The sequence below is a fragment of the Streptomyces sp. NPDC048290 genome (assembly GCF_040652095.1).
In the GTDB taxonomy this organism is placed as follows: Bacteria; Actinomycetota; Actinomycetes; order Streptomycetales; family Streptomycetaceae; genus Streptomyces.
Genome location: NZ_JBEZLM010000007.1, coordinates 12,669 through 31,010 on the forward strand (window position 1 = coordinate 12,669; position 18,342 = coordinate 31,010).

The following is an 18,342-nucleotide window of genomic DNA, read 5'->3' on the forward strand; positions in this document are numbered from 1 at the left end:
ACTGCGCGAAGAGCGACCACTGACCCGCACCCGTTCACGCACCCCGGCAACCCCCGGCCTCCAGGGGCGCGGGGAACTGCGCGAAGAGCGACCACTGACCCGCACCCGTTCACGCACCCCGGCAACCCCCGGCCTCCAGGGGCGCGGGGAACTGCGCGAAGAGCGACCACCGACCCGCACCCGCTCCCGCACCCCGGCAACCCCCCAACCCCCAGGGGCGCTGGGGGTACCCCCTCTGGGGGAGGAACTGCGCGAAAGACGACCACCCACCCGCACCCGACACAAAACCCCAACCACCCCCACCCCGCCCTAATTCAACCGCGCCCGCGCAGCCCGAGCCTCCCCCCGAACAACCTCCGCAGCCCCCGCATCCACCCCCTCCACCACCTCCGCATACGCCTCCAACTCCCCGGCCCCACCCACAAAATCCCCCCGCTCCACCAACAACCGCCCCCGCTCATACCGCAACCGAGCCGCATGAGCAGGCAACAACAACCCCAACTCCACCGCCCACAGGGCGACATCCACCCGCTCAGGCCGCCCCCGCGCCCACACCCCCACGTTGTTCAAAATCCTCCGCACCACGTCCAACGGCGCGGCCGGCGCCAACATCCCCCGCTCCAAGGAACCCCCCGTAGCCCCCGCCACCAGCACCTCCGCATCGTCCCCCGACAACACCCGCCCCCCACCGAACGGATCGACCAGCACCGGCCGCCGCCCCACCGGCCCGAGCCCCACCACGAAGTGCCCCGGCAGCGCCACCCCGTACACCGGCGCCCCCGCCCGCCGAGCCACCTCCAGCCACACCACCGACAACAGGATCGGCAGCCCCCGCCGCCGCTCCAGCACCCGATGCAGCAGCGACGCGTCCAGCCGCCGGTACTCCGCCGGTGACCCCCGGAACCCCAACCGCTCCCCGAGCAGCTCCCGCAACGCCTCCGCCCAGGCCAACGCCCCGCCCGGCCGGAACGGCAGCCGCCCGGCCAACTCGTCCAGCGCGACCTGCGCCGCGTCGATCCCGTCGTCGTCCAGCGCCCCGTCCGCCTGGGCCCCGATGAGCAGACACAGCGCGGACAGATCGGGCGCCCCGGACCGCGCCTCCTCGGCGAACCGCCGCCGCACCTCCGCGGCCCGTCCCCCCGGCGGCGGACACGGCGACGGCCCCCGGAATCCCGCCGACACGCCCCTCAGCCCCCGTCCCCGGCGGACCCGGCAACCCCGGCGGACCCGGCAACCCCGGCGGACCCGGCGACCCCGGCGTCGGACCCGGCGAACCGATAGTGGTGATAGGCGTGATGCACGGCGAACCCCAGCCGTCCGTACAACGCCCGCGCCCCCACGTTGTCCGCCTCGACCTGGAGCCAGCCCGCAGACGCCCCCTCGTCCAGCGCCCGGAGGGCCAACGCAGCCATCACCTCCGTGGCCAGCCCCCGCCGCCGCGCCCCCGGATCGACCTCGACCGCCGCGAACCCGGCCCACCGCCCGTCCACCACACACCGCCCGATCGCGGCCGGCACCTCACCCTCGCCCGGCACACTCGCGAACCACACCGAGGCCCCGCTCCCGAGCACCCGCAGCGCCACCTCGCCCACCCCCTTGCGCTGATAGCGCGCCAGCCACCCGGCGTCCGCCGCCCGCGCCAGCACGACCCCGGCCCCCTCCGCCCGGTCGGCGACCGGCGCCAGCGCCCCGACCCACAGCTCGGCGCTCACCTCCCGCACCCACCCGCGCGCCGCCAGCTCCGCCCCGAGCAGCTCCTCGGTCCCGTCACCCCCGGTCGCGACCTGCACATACGCGGGCAGCCCCCGCTCCGCGTACCACTCCCGTACGGCGGTCAGCGCGTCGTCCAGGGGTCGGCCGGGATCGCCCAGCGGCAGCACCGAGTTGGCCCGGCGGGTGAACCCGGCGGCGGCCCGCAGCTCCCACTCCCCGAGCCGCTCGCTCTCCAGCGGACGCCAGCCCCGCGCGGCGACCCGCGCCAGCTCCGCGTACGACGCCGAGGGCCCCCGGCGACGGGCCGGGGCGGACGGCACCACCTTGCCCGCGACCAGCGTGGACTCCGCGATCCGGACCGCCTCGCCGTCCCGGCGGGTGATCACCAGCCCATGGTCATCCCAGGATGTGAGAACACCCACCGTGTCGGTGAATTCACCCCCGGTGTCCGGGAGATCGAGTCGCTGCCGTACGGAGACCCGTTTTCCCACGTCAGCAGCGGTAATTCGGACGACGAGGCGCCCGGACGCCGAGATTTCCACAGGTCAATCCACCCCTCCTGTTCGGATCATGCCCAAGAACGGAGATACTAGGTGCGGGCATCGACGACGCCGCGCTCACGCGCGCCAGCACGGCGGAGCCCAGGTGGCCCGCCAGCGCCCGTATCGAGGAGGAACGACAGCGTGACCTACGTCATCGCGCAGCCTTGTGTCGACGTCAAGGACAAGGCGTGCATCGAGGAGTGCCCGGTCGACTGCATCTACGAGGGCTCCCGGTCCTTGTACATCCACCCGGACGAATGCGTCGACTGCGGCGCCTGTGAACCGGTCTGCCCGGTCGAGGCGATCTTCTACGAGGACGACACTCCGGAGGAGTGGAAGGACTACTACAAGGCGAACGTCGAGTTCTTCGACGAGCTGGGCTCGCCCGGCGGTGCCAGCAAGCTCGGGCTGATCGAGCGGGACCACCCCTTCATCGCCGCGCTGCCGCCGCAGAACGGCTGAGCGCGCCCCGCGACCGACCCGCGCCGCCCCGGTCCCGCCGTGGAACCGGGGCGTTCGCCGTACCAGCGCGCAACCGAAAGTGAGCACGAACCCGTGTCCGCAGTCACCGACCGGCTTCCGGTCTTCCCCTGGGACAAGCTGACCCCCTTCAAGCAGACCGCCGCGGCCCACCCGGACGGCATCGTCGACCTCTCGGTCGGCACGCCGGTCGACCCGGTCCCCGAGGTGATCCAGAAGGCGCTGGTCGCGGCGGCCGACTCGCCGGGCTATCCGACGGTCTGGGGCACGCCCGAACTGCGTGACGCGATCACCGGCTGGCTCACCCGCCGCCTGGGCGCCCGGGAGGTCACCCACCGCCATGTCCTGCCGGTCGTCGGCTCCAAGGAACTGGTCGCCTGGCTCCCCACCCAGCTGGGCCTGGGCCCCGGCGACCGGATCGCCCACCCGCGCCTCGCGTACCCCACCTACGAGGTCGGCGCCCGCCTGGCCCGCGCCCACCACGAGGTGTACGACGACCCGACCGCCCTCGACCCCGAGGGCCTGAAGCTCCTGTGGCTGAACTCCCCGTCCAATCCGACCGGCAAGGTCCTCGCCAAGGAGGAACTGACCAGGATCGTCACATGGGCCCGAGCCCACGACATCCTGATCTTCTCCGACGAGTGCTACCTCGAACTGGGCTGGGAGGCCGACCCGGTCTCGGTCCTGCACCCGGACGTCAACGGCGGCTCGTACGACGGCATCGTGGCCGTCCACTCCCTCTCCAAGCGCTCCAACCTCGCGGGCTACCGCGCCGCCTTCCTGGCGGGCGACCCGGCGGTGCTGGGCCCCCTCCTGGAGATCCGCAAGCACGGCGGCATGATGACCTCGGCCCCGACCCAGGCCGCGGCGGTGGCGGCGCTCAACGACGACGACCACGTCCGCGTCCAGCGCGAGCGCTACGCGACCCGCCGCGAGGCGCTCCGCGCGGCCCTCCAGTCCCACGGCTTCCGCATCGACCACAGCGAGGCCAGCCTCTACCTCTGGGCGACCCGCGACGAACCCTGCTGGACCACGGTCGCCCACCTGGCCGACCTCGGCATCCTGGTGGCCCCGGGCGACTTCTACGGCGAAGCAGGCCAACACCACATCCGAGTAGCCCTCACAGCCACAGACCCCCACATCACCGCAGCAGTAACCCGCCTCACCAGTTGATGCTTGGGGCCCTTCACTTGCCAACACGCCGAACTGCCACCCCTTAGGGGCGCGGGGAACTGCGCGAGCAACCCACCACTCACCCGCACCCGACGACTGCCAGGGGCGCTGGGGGTACCCCCTCTGGGGGAGGAACTGCGCAAAAACCCCAGCCCCCACCCACCCGCACCTACCCCCCACCCGCAAAGAAAGAGGGACCCGGAGACAAACCCCGGGCCCCTCTTCAACAACCGGCGACAACAACCACCGTCACCCAAGCGGCAGCTGCGGCAGCCCCCCCTTGGTCAGCTGCTCCGTCGGCAGCCCCCCCTTGGTCGCGGTCTTCGCGGTCTCACCCACCACATCCCCCGCGGACCCGGCGACCTCCCCCGCCGCCTTCTGCGCGGCAGGCGTCGCCTTCTTGGCCGCCGCACCGGTGACCTTGCCCGCGGCCGGGACCGCCGACTTGACCGCGTTGCCGCCGGCCTCACCCGCGAGCCCGGTGGAGGTACGGGCGGCACTGTCCAGGGTGTTGCCCATGTTCGCGCCGTCCAGCGCGGTCAGTCCGCCCAGGTTCGGGGTGGCCGGCAGTTCGGGGGCCGCACTGGCGGAGCCGGCCGCACCGACCCCGGCAGCCGCTCCCGCAGCGACGAGCAGCGCGGCACGGGCGATCCGGCGGGTCAGGGGGAGGGACATGATGCTCCTTCGACGGAGGAAAGGGATGTACGGGACGCTGTTCCGAACGGTGAACCGTCCTTCCGGGCCCGGGAGTTGACCATCTGGCCAAGAACCACCGCGGTGATGCGTTTCGGCGGTGGACCGTCCGGGCTCGGACGCAGTGACTACCGCTCGACCCCCCGTCGAGGTTGCGGAGCGCCAACGTAAAGAGTTGGTAATGCGTCGCATTATCGGTTGCGGATAAAAACGGGCAAAGGGCACTTGCCGTGAAGCGCTGCCGAATCCTTACGCCCCGGTGTTCCCAAGGGATTCGCGGTTCGGCGGGGTGACCGCGCGAAATCCCGGTCACCCCAACGCCGCGACCGTCGCGGGCTACTCCCCGCGAGGGACGCTTCGCACTAGCGGACGGTGACGATCCGCACCGTGTCCCGGCTCCCACCGGCCCCGTCCGCCCAGGGGTTCTCGGAGGACCCTGCGGTCCACTCCCGCCCCGCGTAGGACACGCTCTCGATCCCCAGCTCCGAGGCGTTGGCCACGGCCCAGTGGGCGAACCGCCAGCCCTGCTCCTCGCCCGAGCCGTCCACCACCGGCACGGTCACCGTCCGCCCGCTGGTCTCCGCGGTGACCCCGGCCGGACCCGGCGCGGGCACGCGATCGGCGTCCGTACCCGCCCCCGCCCCCGCCGCCGCCCCCGCCCGCTCCAGTTGCCCGAAGTCCCGTACGAGGGCGGAACGCACCACGTCCGGCCCGGCGGCCCGGAGCTGTTCCGGCGCCGGGGTTCGGGTCACGTCGGGGCGGCCCCCGCAGGTCAGCGTGGCCGCGGCCCGGCCGGTGAAGGCGTCGGCGAGCAACTGGGCGTCCGCCTCGTGCTGGGCGTACGCGGTGGGGAAGCCGCTGCGCTGGACCCGCTGGGCGGCGACGGTGAGCGGCAGTTCGGTGTAGCCGTCCACCTGTTCGAGATGGTCGTAGAACGCGTTCGCCGCGTAGACCGGGTCCATGATCTGCCGTTCGGTGCCCCAGCCCTGGGACGGGCGCTGCTGGAACAGGCCGAGCGAATCGCGGTCGCCGTGGTCCAGGTTGCGCAGCGCCGACTCCTGGAGCGCGGTGGCCAGCGCGATGGTGACGGCCCGTCCGGGCAGCCCGCGCCCGGTGCCGACGGCGGACACGGCCGCCGCGTTCACCGCCTGCTCGGGGGTGAAGTCGTACGTCCCGCCCGTGCCGTTTGCCGCGACGACCTTGCAGTGCGCGCCGGAGGCGCCGGTGACGTACTGCACGACCAGATAGCCCGCGACGGCGAGTATCGCCAGGAAGGCCGTGCCGCAGCGCAGGAGTCGTCCGTGGAGCTTGCGGGAGGGGTACGGCTGTGACACGTGTACAAGGTACTTGACCTCGGGTGATGTCCGGCGGAAGGCATCGAAGGAGTGTGCGGGAGGGCGACGGGGGATCGGTCGGCGGGGCGCGCGCGTACCCGTCCGGCGGCGCCGCCGTCACCGGCTGTAGTGTCGGCGCATGCCCGACACCACACCCGGCGCCCCGCCCGCCACCGGCCTGGATCTCGGCCTGGACGCGGCCCTGCTGACCGCGCGGCTGGTCGACCTCCCGTCCGTCAGCGGCACCGAGAAGCCCCTCGCCGACGCGATCGAGCGGGCGCTGCGCGCGCTGCCGCACCTCACCGTCGACCGCCACGGCAACAACGTCGTCGCCCGGACGGACCTGGGGCGCGCCGAGCGGGTGGTGCTCGCCGGGCACATCGACACCGTGCCCATCGCGGACAACGTGCCCTCCCGGCTGGACGACGACGGGATGCTCTGGGGCTGCGGCACCTGCGACATGAAGTCCGGCGTGGCGGTCCAGCTCCGCATCGCGGCCACTGTCCCGGCCCCCAACCGCGATCTGACCTTCATCTTCTACGACAACGAGGAGGTCGCCGCCGAGCTGAACGGGCTGCGCCTGCTCGCCGCCGACCACCCGGAGTGGCTCGCCGCCGACTTCGCGGTGCTCCTCGAACCGTCCGACGGGCAGGTCGAGGGCGGCTGCCAGGGGACCCTGCGGGTGCTGCTGAGCACCGAGGGGGAGCGCGCGCACTCGGCGCGCTCCTGGATGGGCTCCAACGCGATCCACGCCGCCGCCCCGATCCTGGCCCGTCTCGCCGCGTACGAGCCGCGCTACCCGGTGATCGACGGCCTGGAGTACCGCGAGGGTCTGAACGCGGTCGGGATCTCGGGCGGGGTGGCGGGCAATGTCATCCCGGACGCCTGCGTGGTCACGGTCAATTTCCGCTATGCCCCGGACCGTACGGAGGACGAGGCCGTGGCCCATGTCCGTGAGGTCTTCGCGGACTGCGGGGTGACGGACTTCCAGGTCGTGGACCACAGCGGCGCGGCGATGCCGGGGCTGTCCCATCCGGCCGCGGCGGCGTTCATCGAGGCGGTCGGCGGCACCCCGCAGCCCAAGTACGGCTGGACGGACGTCTCCCGGTTCAGCGCGCTCGGCGTCCCCGCGGTGAACTACGGCCCCGGCAATCCGCACTTGGCGCACAAGCGGGACGAACGGGTCGAGACGGCGAAGATCCTGGCGGCGGAGGAGCGGCTGCGGAGCTGGCTGACGCTCTGACGCCCTTTCCTCTGCCCGGCAGCCGTCCCCCGGTACGGCCCACGGAGGTCCGGCCGACCGCTTACGCTGGCTGCTTCGGCCCGGACACGCCGACGTCCCCCGCGCGTAACCGGCGTAGATCTACGCTGAGGTGGAAAGACGTCCCTCCCTGGACCCGCGGCTCCGGCCGGACGGCCGGGGCGGGACCCGATCGGAGGGAGCGCATATGGCCACCGGCAACCCTGAGGGCAGGAAGCAGCCGCCGGAGGAGCAGCGCCTCGGACCGGTCCTGCGGCGGCGCGGCCAGGTGACGGCCAGCACGACGGACCAGCGGCTGCTGGACGCGGGCGGCCCTTCCGACTGGGTCCACACCGATCCCTGGCGGGTCCTGCGTATCCAGTCGGAGTTCATCGAAGGCTTCGGCACCCTCGCCGAACTCCCGCCCGCGATCAGCGTCTTCGGCTCCGCGCGGACACCGGCGGACTCCCCGGAGTACCTGGCGGGCGTCCGGCTCGGCGGGGCCCTGGTCGACGCGGGCTGGGCGGTCATCACCGGCGGCGGACCGGGCGCCATGGAGGCGGCCAACAAGGGCGCCCTGGAAGCGGGCGGCGTGTCGGTCGGCCTCGGCATCGAACTGCCCTTCGAGCAGGGCCTGAACGCCTATGTCGACATCGGCCTGAACTTCCGGTACTTCTTCGTCCGAAAAATGATGTTTGTGAAGTACGCGCAAGGGTTCGTGGTGCTGCCCGGTGGGCTCGGCACGCTGGACGAGCTGTTCGAGGCGCTCACCCTGGTCCAGACCCAGAAGGTCACCCGCTTCCCGATCGTGCTGTTCGGCACGGAGTACTGGGGCGGTCTCATCGACTGGCTGCGCAACACCCTGATCGCCCAGGGCAAGGCCGCCGAGAAGGACCTCCTGCTGTTCCATGTGACGGACGACGTGGACGAGGCGGTGGCGCTGGTGTCCAAGGAGGCGGGTCGCTGAGACCCCCGCAGAGGTGGCGGACGGGCCTTCCCGGCGCGTCCGCTACGCCAGCCCCCGCCGCGCCACCGCCGGTGCCCGGTGCCCCGCGATGGACCCCACCATCTCCAGCACCTGCCGGGTCTCCGCCACCTCGTGCACCCGGTACACCTGGGCGCCCAGCCACGCCGACACCGCGGTCGTCGCCAGCGTCCCGAGCACCCGCTCCTTGACCGGCCGGTCCAGGGTCTCGCCGACGAAGTCCTTGTTGGACAGCGACACCAGCACCGGCCAGCCCGTCTCCACCAGCTCCCCGAGCCGCCGGGTCGCCTCCAGGCTGTGCCGGGTGTTCTTCCCGAAGTCGTGCCCCGGGTCGATCATCACCGACGCGCGCGGCACACCGAGCGCCACCGCCCGCTCCGCCAGCCCGACGGTCACCCGCAGGATGTCCGCGACGACATCGTCGTACGTCACCCGGTGCGGGCGGGTGCGGGGCTCCGCGCCTCCGGCATGGGTGCAGACCAGGCCGACGCCGTACCGCGCGGCGACCTCCGCCAGCCGGGGATCGACCCCGCCCCAGGCGTCGTTCAGGACGTCCGCCCCGGCCTCGCAGACCGCCTCGCCGACCTCGGCCCGCCAGGTGTCCACACTGATCACCACGTCCGGGTGGCGCCGCCGGACCTCCGCCACGAAGCCGACCGTGCGCCGCGCCTCCTCCTCGGCCGTGACCTCCTCGCCAGGACCGGCCTTCACCCCGCCGATGTCGATGACGGCGGCCCCCTCGGCGATCGCCCGCTCCACCCGGGCGAGCGCCGCCTCGTCGTGGAAGGTCGCCCCCTGGTCGTAGAAGGAGTCCGGGGTCCGGTTCACGATCGCCATGATCACCGGCTCGTGCGCGGCGAACTCCCGCCTGCCCAGCCTGAGCATCTGCTGCGCCTCTCCTCGTCTCCTCGACCGCGTTCATCCTGGTCCGCGGCCCGTTCCGGCCGTCTGTGACCCTAACTGTCAGACTCGCATGGCACGATCGGACCCAGACATCCCAGATCGACCACACCCAGCGTGGGGGCTCACCCGATGGTCATGTTCCTGTTCCTCGTCGTCGCGCTCGCCGTCGTGGTCGGCGCGGTCACCCTGCTGGTGGTCGGCGGCAGCGACGGCGGCGGCCCGCTGCCCGACGCGACCCCCGAGCGGCTGCACGACCCGCTGGCCCCGGACCGCCCCCTGGGCCGCGCCGACGTCGACGCCCTGCGCTTCCCGCTCGCCGTGCGCGGCTACCGCATGGCGGAGGTGGACGACGCCCTGAACCGGCTCGGCGCCGAGCTGGCCGAGCGCGACGCCCGGATCGCCGACCTGGAGTCCGCACTCGCGGGCGCCCACACCGGCGCGGGCCCCGTCGACCTCGGCAAGCCCGCGGAGGGGGACCACCAGTGAGCGACGGCTCGGCCGTCCCCGGCGAGGACGGCGTGCTGCGCTGCCCCTGGGCGCTGTCCACCCCGGACTACGTGGCGTACCACGACGAGGAGTGGGGCCGCCCGGTCCACGGCGACGAGGCGCTGTTCGAGCGGCTCAGCCTGGAGGCGTTCCAGTCCGGGCTGTCCTGGATCACCATCCTGCGCCGCCGCCCCGGCTTCCGTACGGCCTTCGCGGGGTTCCGGATCGCCGAGGTCGCCGCCTTCACCGAGGCCGACCGCGAGCGGCTGCTCGCCGACCCGGGCATCATCCGCAACCGCGCCAAGGTCGACGCCACGATGGCCAACGCCCGGGTGCTCGCCGACTGGGCGCCCGGCGACCTGGACGCCCTGATCTGGTCCCACGCCCCCGACCCGGCCACCCGCCCCGCCCCCACCACCCTCGGGGACGTCCCGGCGGTCACCCCCGAGTCCACGGCCCTGTCGAAGGAGCTGAAGCGCAAGGGCCTGCGCTTCGTCGGCCCCACCACGGCGTACGCGCTGATGCAGGCGTGCGGCCTGGTCGACGACCACCTCGCGGACTGCGCTGCCAGAGGCGGCTCCTAGGCGGCTCCCCGGTCCGGCCTACCGCCCCAGGTACGTCGGCTTCCGCTTCTCCACGAACGCCTGTACGGCGATGGCGTGGTCCTCGGAGGCCCCCGCGCGGGACTGGAGTTCGTCCTCCTTCTCCAAGGTCTCCTCCAAGGAGTGCGAGAAGCCGTAGGCGAGGGACTCCTTGAGCGCCGCGTAGGCCACCGTCGGGCCCTCGGCCAGGGCGCGGGCCACGCTCTCGGCCTCCGCGCGCAGCTCGGCGGCGGGCACCACCCGGTTGGCGATCCCCAGCTCGTACGCCTCCTGCGCCTTGATCCCGCGCGGGAAGAGCAGCAGGTCGGCGGCGCGGCCGGGGCCGACGACCTTGGGCAGGGTCCAGGAGATCCCGGAGTCCGCGGTGAGCGCGACGCCCGCGAAGGACGTGTTGAAGGAGGCGGTGTCGGCGACCACCCGGTAGTCCGCGGCCAGCGCGAAGCCGAAGCCCGCCCCCGCGGCGACGCCGTTCACCCCGGCGACCACCGGCTTGGGCATCCGGGCCAGGGTCCGTACGACCGGGTTGTAGTGCTCCCGGACCGTGCTCATGGTCTGGCCGCCGCCCGCCTCGCGGTCCGCGGCCAGCAGCCCGATGTGCTCCTTGAGGTCCTGGCCCACACAGAACGCCCGCTCCCCGGCGGCGGTCAGCAGCACCGCCCGGACCGCCCCGTCGTCCGCCGCCGACCGGACCGCCTCACGGAGGGCGACCTTGGTGGCGACGTCGAGCGCGTTCATCGCCTCGGGGCGGTTCAGCGTGATCGTCGCGAGTCCGTCGCTCACCTCGTAGAGCACGGTGTCGGCCATGGGGTGTCCTCTCCGTCGTCGGGCGTCCGGCGCGTACCGAACGGTAGGTCGTGTGCTGAGGACAGCATGGCGGAGATCACGGTCGCCGCACCGGAACGGACGTGTGACCTGCGTCAAAGAATTCGGGCCGGTTTCCGGCGGCCGGAAGTCCGTGCGGGAGCGCAGTATCGCGTTCCGATCGCCGAATTGAGTGGTTTTGCTCGCGCGCGTTGCCCAAGCGATGCCGACTGATGTTGGTCATCGGGTCGCGAGATGCGGGATAATGGCCGGGAAGCAATGTGTTCGATGCCGGTGTCGCGTGTCCCCGAGGGCCGCGCGTGCCCCACAGTGGGCCGTCGGCTTTGACGATGAGCTGGTTTCAGGAAGGGGAACGAGCATGGCGGCCATGAAGCCGCGGACGGGCGACGGCCCGCTCGAGGTGACCAAGGAGGGGCGGGGCATCGTCATGCGCGTTCCGCTCGAAGGCGGCGGTCGGCTCGTCGTCGAGCTGACCCCGGACGAGGCCGACGCGCTCGGCGACGCCCTCAAGAAGGTCGTGGGCTGACCACGGCACCACTGAGGTCCGGTCGCGAGCGACCCACCCTTTCAGCACCCTTTCAGCCGCCCCCGCACCCACTCGGTGCGGGGGCGGTTGCTCGTTCCTGGGCTGCTTCATCCGGGGCCGCCTCGAACGTCTGTCTATTTCTTTGTCCGGCCGTCCGTCCGGCTGTCTGTCCGGCCCTGCGTCCGGTCGGCCCGGACCGGCTCAGCGCTTGACCGCGCAGAGCAGACCGTCGCCCATCGGCAGCAGGGACGTCACCAGCTCCTGGCTCTCCCGCACCGACCGCAGCAGCTCCCGCAGCCGCAGCACCTCGGTGGGCTGCGGACCGGAACCGACCGTACGGCCGTTGGCGAAGACGCCCTCGAAGACCACCAGGCCACCGGGGCGCAGCAGGCGCAACGATTCAGCGAGGTAGTCGAGTACCTCCAGCCGGTCACCGTCGCAGAAGACCAGGTCGTACCCGGCGTCCGCGAGCCGGGGGAGCACGTCCAGCGCCCGGCCGGGGATGAACCGGGCCCGGTTCCCGGCGAACCCGGAGGCGCGGAACGCCTGCCGGGCGAACTGCTGGTGCTCCGGCTCGGGGTCCACGGTCGTCAGCACCCCGTCCAGGCGCATCCCGTGCAGCAGATGGATTCCGGAGACTCCGGTACCGGTCCCGATCTCCGCGACCGCCTTGGCGTCCACGGAAGCCGCCAGCAGCCGCAGCGCGGCACCCGTGCCGGGCGACACCGAGCGCAGCCCTGCCTCACGGGCCCGCTCCCGGGCCCAGTGCAGCGCTTCGTCCTCGGCGACATAGGCGTCGGCGAACGCCCAGCTCGTCTGCCGGTTGCCGGTAATGACCCTCTCCTGTCCCCGTTGGTCCTTCGGCGTGACTGTATCCGTTGGCGCCGGGAACCCGCTGATGGGACCGGGCGTTTAGAAGGGTGAGCACGGACACGGGGGACACGGTTGGATCACGACGGAGAGCGGTGCGCGGAGCAAGTGCAGACGCAGCCGTATGAGCCGCAACAGCACAGATCAAACTCTTGTAAAACCGCTTATGAGGAGCTAACGGGCGAGGTGGTTATGGTAGGGGCTCCACTGGACACCACCAGAGCCGACAGGGGAGGTGCGGCCGGACCTGTGGATCGGGGAGGAGTGCTCCGGCGCTTTCTCGGGTCGGCGGGCAGGCCGAAATCCGTGAACAACAACGCTGCTGACCACCGTCACGCCGCTGACCGGACCACGACCGCGACCTTCTCCACCGACGCGGACGGGCAGGCGTGGACTCCGCCCACCTGGGAGGAGATCGTCAGCACGCACAGTGGCCGGGTCTACCGCCTCGCGTACCGCCTCACCGGCAACCAGCATGACGCTGAGGACCTCACCCAGGAGGTCTTCGTCCGCGTCTTCCGGTCCCTGTCGACCTATACGCCGGGCACCTTCGAGGGCTGGCTGCACCGCATCACCACCAACCTCTTCCTCGACATGGTCCGGCGCAAGCAGCGCATCCGGTTCGACGCCCTCGGTGAGGACGCGGCGGAGCGACTGCCCAGCCGCGAGCCCAACCCGCAGCAGGTCTTCAACGACGCCCACTTCGACGCGGACGTCCAGCAGGCGCTGGACACCCTCGCGCCCGAGTTCCGCGCCGCGGTCGTCCTGTGCGACATTGAAGGACTGTCGTACGAGGAGATCGCCGCGACCCTCGGTGTGAAGCTGGGCACCGTCCGCTCGCGGATCCACCGGGGCCGTTCGCAGCTGCGCAAGGCCCTCGCGCACCGTTCGCCCGAGGCGCGTGCCGAGCGCCGCGCGTTCGTGCCCCGCGTTCCCGCTCTGGGAGGAGGGGGCGCGCCCGCGTGAGTGGATCACGGCCGAAATCTGCCGAGGAGCGCCTGGCAGAACAGCATCTGGGAGACCGACTCGCCGCCCTGGTGGACGGCGAGCTGAGTCATGACACGCGCGAGCGGGTCCTGGCGCATGTGGCGACCTGTGCCCGCTGCAAGGCGGAGGTCGACGCCCAGCGCCGTCTGAAGAACGTCTTCGCCGAGGCCGCCCCGCCCCCGCCCTCCGCCAGCTTCCTGGCCCGGCTCCAGGGCCTGCCGGGCGGCGGTGACGGCGACGGGGGCGGCCCGCTCGACGACAGAGGCTTCCTCGACGGACTGTCGGGCCGCCCGCCCGCCGGACCGTTCGGTACCGAGCGCGGCGAGCGCTACGACTTCGCGTACGTGGCCGCCCGCCGGTCCGCCGCGATCCTGCCCGCCGCCGCGGCCACCGGTCACCGCGGCTTCCGTATCCATGAGGTGCGGCGGCCCGACCCCGACCGGGGCACCGCCTCGCGCGGGCGCCGGTTCGCCTTCGTCGCCGCCGGGGCGGTGTCGCTGGCCGCCATCGCGCTGGGCGGGGTCACCACCGGGATGCCGGGCGACACCACCAACGACGCCCGCGGCGGCAACGGCAGCAATGTCACCCCGATGCGCTCACCGGGCACGGGGGCCACGACGGCGCCGGAGAGCCAGCGCCGACGCGGTGCCGGACCGGTGCTCGCCCAGGGACAGCAGTCGCTGGACGGCTCCGTGGCCGCCACCGAGGTGTCCGCCCCGCTGCTGCCCGGCGTTCCGGTCACCCAGCAGGTGTCGCACCCGCTGGCCGGCGCCGTCGAAGCGGGGGCCGCGGCCATGTCCCCGCTGATACGCCCCTTCGCCGCGACTCCGCCGCTGATGCTCGCCGAGTGGTCGGAAGTGCCGGAGATCGCCGCCCCCGGGCTGCTCGCCGGGTCCACCCCCGGCGCCTCCGCCCCACCGCAGACCGGTCCCGCCACCCCGGCCCGCTGACCAGGAGCGGAGTCCGTCCGCGGGGCGAACCTGGTTGAATCCGGGGTGGACCGCGCCTTCGGCAGGCTGCCGGGCGCGGAGTCGACGTACCGCGGTCGCCGTCTGTGCGGTGGGCCGCGGCCAGCTGTGGGGAGAGCATGGACGAGGGGAAGCCCACGCAGGGCCCGGCGGGCGAGCCGCGCGTACCGGGCGAGCCGGTGGTGCCGCTGGAGCCGGGGGCGCCGGGGGTGGCGTCGAGGGATGCCGCCGAGGGCTCCCGGGCGATGGATGTCCCAGAGCGGTCCCGAGCGATGGGTGCCCCCGCCGAGCCTGAGCCGGAGCGCCCCGAGCCGGGCCCCGGGGACGGGGATTTCGTGCTGGAGCGTCCGGTGGGGCAGGTGGCTGCGGGCGAGCCTTGGGATGCCGCGGTGGGGGGTGCCGGGGTCTCTGGTGTGCTACCGGGGGCTGGGGGCGGGGCTGGGGCTGATGCGGGTGGGTCTGCTGATGTGGGGGGCTCCGGGGCGGGGGTTTCTGGTGCTGGGGCCTCCGGCGTGGGGGGTTCTGGTACGGGGGCTTGGGGTGATGTGTCGGCTTCTGGTGCCGAGCCTCGCGCTGAGTCGCGTGCTGACGTGCTGCCTTCTGGTGCCGAGTCCCGCGCCGACGCGCCGCCTTCTGGAGCTGGGCCTCGAGCCGAGTCCCGCGCCGACGCGCCGCCTTCTTCTGCCGGGCCTCGCGCCGAGTCCCGCGCTGACATGCCTCCCTCCGGCGCCGAGCCTCACGCTGACGTGCCGCCTGCCAGCGCCCAGCCTCATGCCGACGCGCCGCCTGCCAGCGCCCAGCCTCATGCCGACGCGCCGCCTTCCGGCGCCCAGCCTCGCTCCGACAGGCCCCTGCATGAGCCCGACCGTTACAGCACCCCGCCCTACGGGCAGCCCGGTCCCTGGGCGCCCGCGCCGCCCGTGCAGCATCCGACGACCACTCCGGCGCAGGGCACGGCGGTCGCACCGGCAGTGCCCCAGCAGCAGAGCGGCGGCGGCACTGCCGTACCGGTCCCGCGCCCTCCGCAACCCGCTCACGGCGCACCGACCGCCACCCATGGCACATCCGCTGCCCCAGCTCACGGCGCACCGACCGCCACCCATGGCGCACCCGCTGCCCCTGCCCACGGCGCACCGACCGCCGCCCATCCCGCACACCCGGCCGCGCAAGGCGCACCCCCCGTCCACCACGCTTCCGCCCACCAAACCCCCCGCTTCACGCCCCCCGGCGCCCCCGTCTCCGCTGATCCCTGGGGGCGGTACGACCCCTGGGCCGCCCGGCCGACGGGTGCCTTGCAGGAGAGCGGGGCCGCGGCGTCCGGCGAGGCGCGGCGGCGTGGGTGGTCGCGCGGGGCGCTGATCGGCGGGGCGCTGGCGCTGGCGCTGGTCTCCGGTGGCATCGGCGGAGCCGTGGGGACGTATCTGGAGCGTGGGGGCGGGGTCAGCGAGGTGCACCTGCCCCAGGCCGGGAAGGAGTCCGCCGAGCGGGCGCCCGACACGGTCGCCGGGATCGCGGCCCGCGCCCTGCCCAGCGTGGTGACCCTGCATGTGTCCGGCGGCGGCGAGGGCGGCACGGGCACCGGCTTCGTGCTGGACGGCAACGGTCACATCCTCACCAACAACCATGTTGTCGAGCCCGCCGGGGACGACGGCCGGATCACGGTCACCTTCAACAGCGGGGACACCGCCAAGGCCGAGGTGATCGGCAGCGACGGCGGCTACGACCTCGCGGTGGTCAAGGTGTCCGGCGTACACGGCCTCCAGCCCGCACCGCTCGGCAACTCGGACAATGTGCAGGTCGGTGACCCGGTCGTGGCCATCGGCGCCCCCTTCGACCTGTCCGGCACGGTCACCTCCGGGATCATCAGCGCCACCGAGCGCCCGATCACGGCCGGTGGTGAGGCCGACGGCACGGACATCTCCTATGTCGACGCCCTCCAGACCGACGCCCCGATCAACCCCGGGAACTCGGGCGGGCCGCTGCTGGACTCCCGGGGCCGGGTGATCGGCATCAACTCCGCGATCCGCTCCGCGGGCAGCGGCTCGGAGCTGGACGGCGGACAGTCCGGCTCGATAGGGCTGGGCTTCGCCATACCGATCAACCAGGGCAAACGGGTCGCCGAGGAGCTGATCAACACCGGCAAGGCCACCCATCCGGTGATCGGGGTGACCCTCGACATGGACTACTCCGGGGACGGCGCCCGGGTCCACACCGAGACCGGCGACGGCGGCTCGCCCGTCACCCCGGGCGGCCCCGGCGACCGCGCCGGGATCGAGCCCGGCGATGTGATCACCGAGATCGACGGCCAGCGCGTCCACTCCGGCGAGGAGCTGATCGTCAAGACCCGCTCGCACCGCCCCGGCGACCGGCTGGAGCTGAAGCTGCTCAGGGAGGGTGAGGAGCGGACGATCTCGCTGGTCCTGGGCTCGTCCGACGGCAGCTGACCGGGCCGTCATGATGAATTCCGGACGAATCCCGCCGGTGCCCGTGCCGTTCCGTCAGACGAACATCGGGAAAAAGCGGTCGCATACATGCATCTGGTCGCCACGGGACAGTACCGGTCGGACAGGAACGGCGGGTACCGTGGTGGCGGCCCGGACATGGCAAGGAGCTTCAGGTGTTCAATGACATAGGACCGCTTGAGCTGGTGACGATCATCGTCCTTGCCGTGCTCGTCTTCGGTCCGGACAAGCTCCCCAAGCTGATCCAGGACGTGACCCGTACGATCCGGAAGATCCGGGACTTCTCGGAGAGCGCCAAGCAGGACATCCGGCAGGAGCTGGGGCCGGAGTTCAAGGACTTCGAGTTCGAGGATCTCAACCCCAAGACGTTCATCCGCAAGCAGATGGACAACGACGAGCTGGGGCTCAAGGAGATCCGCAACGGCTTCGACCTGAAGAAGGAGATGGCCGAGGTCGCCGACGCGGTGCACGGCAAGGAGTCGGAGGCGTCCGCGTCCGGTTCTACGTCATCCTCGTCGTCCTCTTCCTCGTCGTCCTCTTCCGGCGCCGGTGCCTCCGGTGGGCGTATCGACATGGTCAAGAAGCCCGAGCCCGCGCGGGACGACCGCCCGCCGTTCGACGCCGACGCCACCTGACCGCACTGCCGCGCCGGAGCCGGTCCAACGGGGTCCGGCGTATGTGACGCGTGTCATAGCCGCACCTCGCCTCGTACACCCGTCCGCGCGGTGTGAACGCGCCGTCCGGGGGACCCGTGCGCCCGGCGCTTTCCCTGCTGCCCGGTGAGGTGTGGATATGCTGCCGAGTTGTTGTGCGGACCGGACGAGTACGCCCGAAGGGGGGCGGGCCACGCCGGTCCGACGAGAACGAGGAGGCGTCCGGGCACATGGAGACGACGAGTCGAGCCGTCGAACAGGCGCCGGCCGCGGAGGACGGTACACCGCTTCCCTCCGCGCGCCGCGTGGTCGACGGCTATCTGCGCGCTGCCTTTCCCTGGTACGGCCTGGATGAGGCGTTCACCGGGCCGCGGCGGCTGATGCAGGTGGGCACGGCCGCCGACGGGGCCGTGGAGCACGGGTCCATCGGGCACGGTGACGAGCCCTCGGTGCGTGGGGGCGAGGCGGCGGCGGAGGAACGGGACCGGTTCGCTGTGGTCGTGACCGTCGCCGCGAGCCCGTCACGGCGCAGCGCGGACGGTACCGGGCTGCTGGAGGCCACCTCGGTGTCCTCGGCGGCGTGGCTGGCCGGGGTGGGGCTGCTGACGTGCACCTGGCCGGGGCAGATGGACCACAGTCTGCGGGACGACTGGCTGGAGCAGCAGACCGACACCGCGTGGGTCCTCGCGGACGATCTGGAGGGGGCGGAGTGGTCGACGCTGTCCCTGCCGGTGGATGGGGTGCCGCGGGCGTTCCACTACCGGGAGTCGGAGTTCGGGTGGGTGCTCGCTGGTTCCACGGGCGAGGGGGTTCATCTGGGCGCGTATGGGCGGGGGATGAGCGCGTATGGGTTGGGGTTCGCGGTGATCAAGGACATCGCGGGGTACGAGTGAGGTTTGGGTG

General features: G+C 72.6%; 19 protein-coding genes. 12 read left to right on the plus strand and 7 right to left on the minus strand.

Annotation, left to right across the window (positions count from 1 at the left end):
• Positions 1-309: 309 nt before the first annotated feature.
• Both AB0D49_RS13660 and AB0D49_RS13665 read right to left on the minus strand, forming a co-directional pair.
• Positions 310-1,122 carry a transglutaminase-like domain-containing protein gene (locus tag AB0D49_RS13660; protein WP_362755875.1) on the minus strand — a complete coding sequence of 271 codons (813 nt, stop codon included), beginning with the start codon at positions 1,120-1,122 and terminating at the stop codon, positions 310-312.
• Positions 1,123-1,187: 65 nt separating this feature from the next.
• Positions 1,188-2,255 (minus strand): GNAT family N-acetyltransferase, encoded by a 1,068-nt coding sequence (locus AB0D49_RS13665; RefSeq protein ID WP_362755878.1) that lies wholly within the window; start codon positions 2,253-2,255, stop codon positions 1,188-1,190.
• A 141-nt stretch (positions 2,256-2,396) separates the two neighbouring features.
• Between AB0D49_RS13665 and fdxA the strand changes: the two genes are divergently transcribed.
• Both fdxA and AB0D49_RS13675 read left to right on the plus strand, forming a co-directional pair.
• Positions 2,397-2,717 carry a ferredoxin gene (gene fdxA / locus AB0D49_RS13670; protein ID WP_003985062.1) on the plus strand — a complete coding sequence of 107 codons (321 nt, stop codon included), beginning with the start codon at positions 2,397-2,399 and terminating at the stop codon, positions 2,715-2,717.
• A 93-nt stretch (positions 2,718-2,810) separates the two neighbouring features.
• Positions 2,811-3,908, plus strand: a complete 1,098-nt coding sequence (locus tag AB0D49_RS13675) for a bifunctional succinyldiaminopimelate transaminase/glutamate-prephenate aminotransferase (protein WP_362755881.1) — start codon at positions 2,811-2,813, stop codon at positions 3,906-3,908.
• Positions 3,909-4,157: 249 nt separating this feature from the next.
• Here the strand turns inward: AB0D49_RS13675 and AB0D49_RS13680 are convergent, their stop codons facing one another.
• Both AB0D49_RS13680 and AB0D49_RS13685 read right to left on the minus strand, forming a co-directional pair.
• Positions 4,158-4,583, minus strand: a complete 426-nt coding sequence (locus AB0D49_RS13680; RefSeq protein ID WP_362755885.1) for an ATP-binding protein — start codon at positions 4,581-4,583, stop codon at positions 4,158-4,160.
• A gap of 380 nt (positions 4,584-4,963) precedes the next feature.
• Positions 4,964-5,935, minus strand: coding sequence for a heavy metal transporter (locus AB0D49_RS13685; RefSeq protein WP_362755888.1), 972 nt, complete (start codon positions 5,933-5,935; stop codon positions 4,964-4,966).
• A 139-nt stretch (positions 5,936-6,074) separates the two neighbouring features.
• Between AB0D49_RS13685 and dapE the strand changes: the two genes are divergently transcribed.
• Both dapE and AB0D49_RS13695 read left to right on the plus strand, forming a co-directional pair.
• Positions 6,075-7,178 carry a succinyl-diaminopimelate desuccinylase gene (dapE, locus tag AB0D49_RS13690; protein WP_362755891.1) on the plus strand — a complete coding sequence of 368 codons (1,104 nt, stop codon included), beginning with the start codon at positions 6,075-6,077 and terminating at the stop codon, positions 7,176-7,178.
• Between the two features lie 205 nt (positions 7,179-7,383).
• Positions 7,384-8,142, plus strand: a complete 759-nt coding sequence (locus tag AB0D49_RS13695) for a TIGR00730 family Rossman fold protein (RefSeq protein WP_362755894.1) — start codon at positions 7,384-7,386, stop codon at positions 8,140-8,142.
• Between the two features lie 42 nt (positions 8,143-8,184).
• Here the strand turns inward: AB0D49_RS13695 and folP are convergent, their stop codons facing one another.
• Positions 8,185-9,045 carry a dihydropteroate synthase gene (gene folP, locus AB0D49_RS13700; RefSeq protein ID WP_362755897.1) on the minus strand — a complete coding sequence of 287 codons (861 nt, stop codon included), beginning with the start codon at positions 9,043-9,045 and terminating at the stop codon, positions 8,185-8,187.
• Between the two features lie 147 nt (positions 9,046-9,192).
• Here folP and AB0D49_RS13705 point away from each other — a divergent pair, with 147 nt between their 5' ends.
• Both AB0D49_RS13705 and AB0D49_RS13710 read left to right on the plus strand, forming a co-directional pair.
• Positions 9,193-9,549: a DivIVA domain-containing protein gene (locus AB0D49_RS13705; RefSeq protein ID WP_362756865.1), complete on the plus strand. Its 357-nt coding sequence runs from the start codon at positions 9,193-9,195 to the stop codon at positions 9,547-9,549.
• Positions 9,546-10,133, plus strand: coding sequence for a DNA-3-methyladenine glycosylase I (locus AB0D49_RS13710; RefSeq protein WP_362755900.1), 588 nt, complete (start codon positions 9,546-9,548; stop codon positions 10,131-10,133). The genes AB0D49_RS13705 and AB0D49_RS13710 overlap by 4 nt, the downstream gene beginning before the upstream one ends.
• Before the next feature lie 18 nt (positions 10,134-10,151).
• On the opposite strand, the gene AB0D49_RS13715 is transcribed toward AB0D49_RS13710, so the two are convergent.
• A complete protein-coding gene (locus AB0D49_RS13715; protein ID WP_362755903.1) occupies positions 10,152-10,955 on the minus strand; it encodes an enoyl-CoA hydratase-related protein in 804 nt (267 codons plus the stop codon).
• Between the two features lie 376 nt (positions 10,956-11,331).
• Here AB0D49_RS13715 and AB0D49_RS13720 point away from each other — a divergent pair, with 376 nt between their 5' ends.
• A complete protein-coding gene (locus AB0D49_RS13720; RefSeq protein ID WP_003966491.1) occupies positions 11,332-11,499 on the plus strand; it encodes a DUF3117 domain-containing protein in 168 nt (55 codons plus the stop codon).
• A gap of 201 nt (positions 11,500-11,700) precedes the next feature.
• Here the strand turns inward: AB0D49_RS13720 and AB0D49_RS13725 are convergent, their stop codons facing one another.
• Positions 11,701-12,399 (minus strand): O-methyltransferase, encoded by a 699-nt coding sequence (locus tag AB0D49_RS13725; protein ID WP_362756868.1) that lies wholly within the window; start codon positions 12,397-12,399, stop codon positions 11,701-11,703.
• Between the two features lie 234 nt (positions 12,400-12,633).
• On the opposite strand from AB0D49_RS13725, the gene sigE reads away from it, so the two are divergent.
• The 5 genes from sigE to AB0D49_RS13750 all read left to right on the plus strand — a co-directional run bounded on the left by sigE (position 12,634) and on the right by AB0D49_RS13750 (position 18,332).
• Positions 12,634-13,335: an RNA polymerase sigma factor SigE gene (gene sigE / locus AB0D49_RS13730; protein WP_362756871.1), complete on the plus strand. Its 702-nt coding sequence runs from the start codon at positions 12,634-12,636 to the stop codon at positions 13,333-13,335.
• Positions 13,332-14,306 carry a zf-HC2 domain-containing protein gene (locus AB0D49_RS13735; protein WP_362755906.1) on the plus strand — a complete coding sequence of 325 codons (975 nt, stop codon included), beginning with the start codon at positions 13,332-13,334 and terminating at the stop codon, positions 14,304-14,306. The genes sigE and AB0D49_RS13735 overlap by 4 nt, the downstream gene beginning before the upstream one ends.
• A 731-nt stretch (positions 14,307-15,037) precedes the next feature.
• A complete protein-coding gene (locus AB0D49_RS13740; protein ID WP_362755909.1) occupies positions 15,038-16,768 on the plus strand; it encodes a trypsin-like peptidase domain-containing protein in 1,731 nt (576 codons plus the stop codon).
• A 173-nt stretch (positions 16,769-16,941) separates the two neighbouring features.
• Positions 16,942-17,421 carry a sec-independent translocase gene (locus AB0D49_RS13745; protein WP_362755912.1) on the plus strand — a complete coding sequence of 160 codons (480 nt, stop codon included), beginning with the start codon at positions 16,942-16,944 and terminating at the stop codon, positions 17,419-17,421.
• A gap of 248 nt (positions 17,422-17,669) precedes the next feature.
• On the plus strand, positions 17,670-18,332 hold the full coding sequence (locus tag AB0D49_RS13750; protein WP_362755915.1) for a hypothetical protein: 663 nt from the start codon (positions 17,670-17,672) through the stop codon (positions 18,330-18,332).
• Positions 18,333-18,342 lie beyond the last annotated feature (10 nt).

Bases quoted from the DNA above. Each gene is read 5' to 3' on its own strand.
- AB0D49_RS13680 (WP_362755885.1), bottom strand. From the start codon at position 4,583: ATGTCCCTCCCCCTGACCCGCCGGATCGCCCGTGCCGCGCTGCTCGTC.
- dapE (WP_362755891.1), top strand. From the start codon at position 6,075: ATGCCCGACACCACACCCGGCGCCCCGCCCGCCACCGGCCTGGATCTC.
- AB0D49_RS13695 (WP_362755894.1), top strand. From the start codon at position 7,384: ATGGCCACCGGCAACCCTGAGGGCAGGAAGCAGCCGCCGGAGGAGCAG.
- folP (WP_362755897.1), bottom strand. From the start codon at position 9,045: ATGCTCAGGCTGGGCAGGCGGGAGTTCGCCGCGCACGAGCCGGTGATC.
- AB0D49_RS13705 (WP_362756865.1), top strand. From the start codon at position 9,193: ATGGTCATGTTCCTGTTCCTCGTCGTCGCGCTCGCCGTCGTGGTCGGC.
- AB0D49_RS13715 (WP_362755903.1), bottom strand. From the start codon at position 10,955: ATGGCCGACACCGTGCTCTACGAGGTGAGCGACGGACTCGCGACGATC.
- AB0D49_RS13720 (WP_003966491.1), top strand. From the start codon at position 11,332: ATGGCGGCCATGAAGCCGCGGACGGGCGACGGCCCGCTCGAGGTGACC.
- AB0D49_RS13740 (WP_362755909.1), top strand. From the start codon at position 15,038: ATGCCTCCCTCCGGCGCCGAGCCTCACGCTGACGTGCCGCCTGCCAGC.
- AB0D49_RS13750 (WP_362755915.1), top strand. From the start codon at position 17,670: ATGGAGACGACGAGTCGAGCCGTCGAACAGGCGCCGGCCGCGGAGGAC.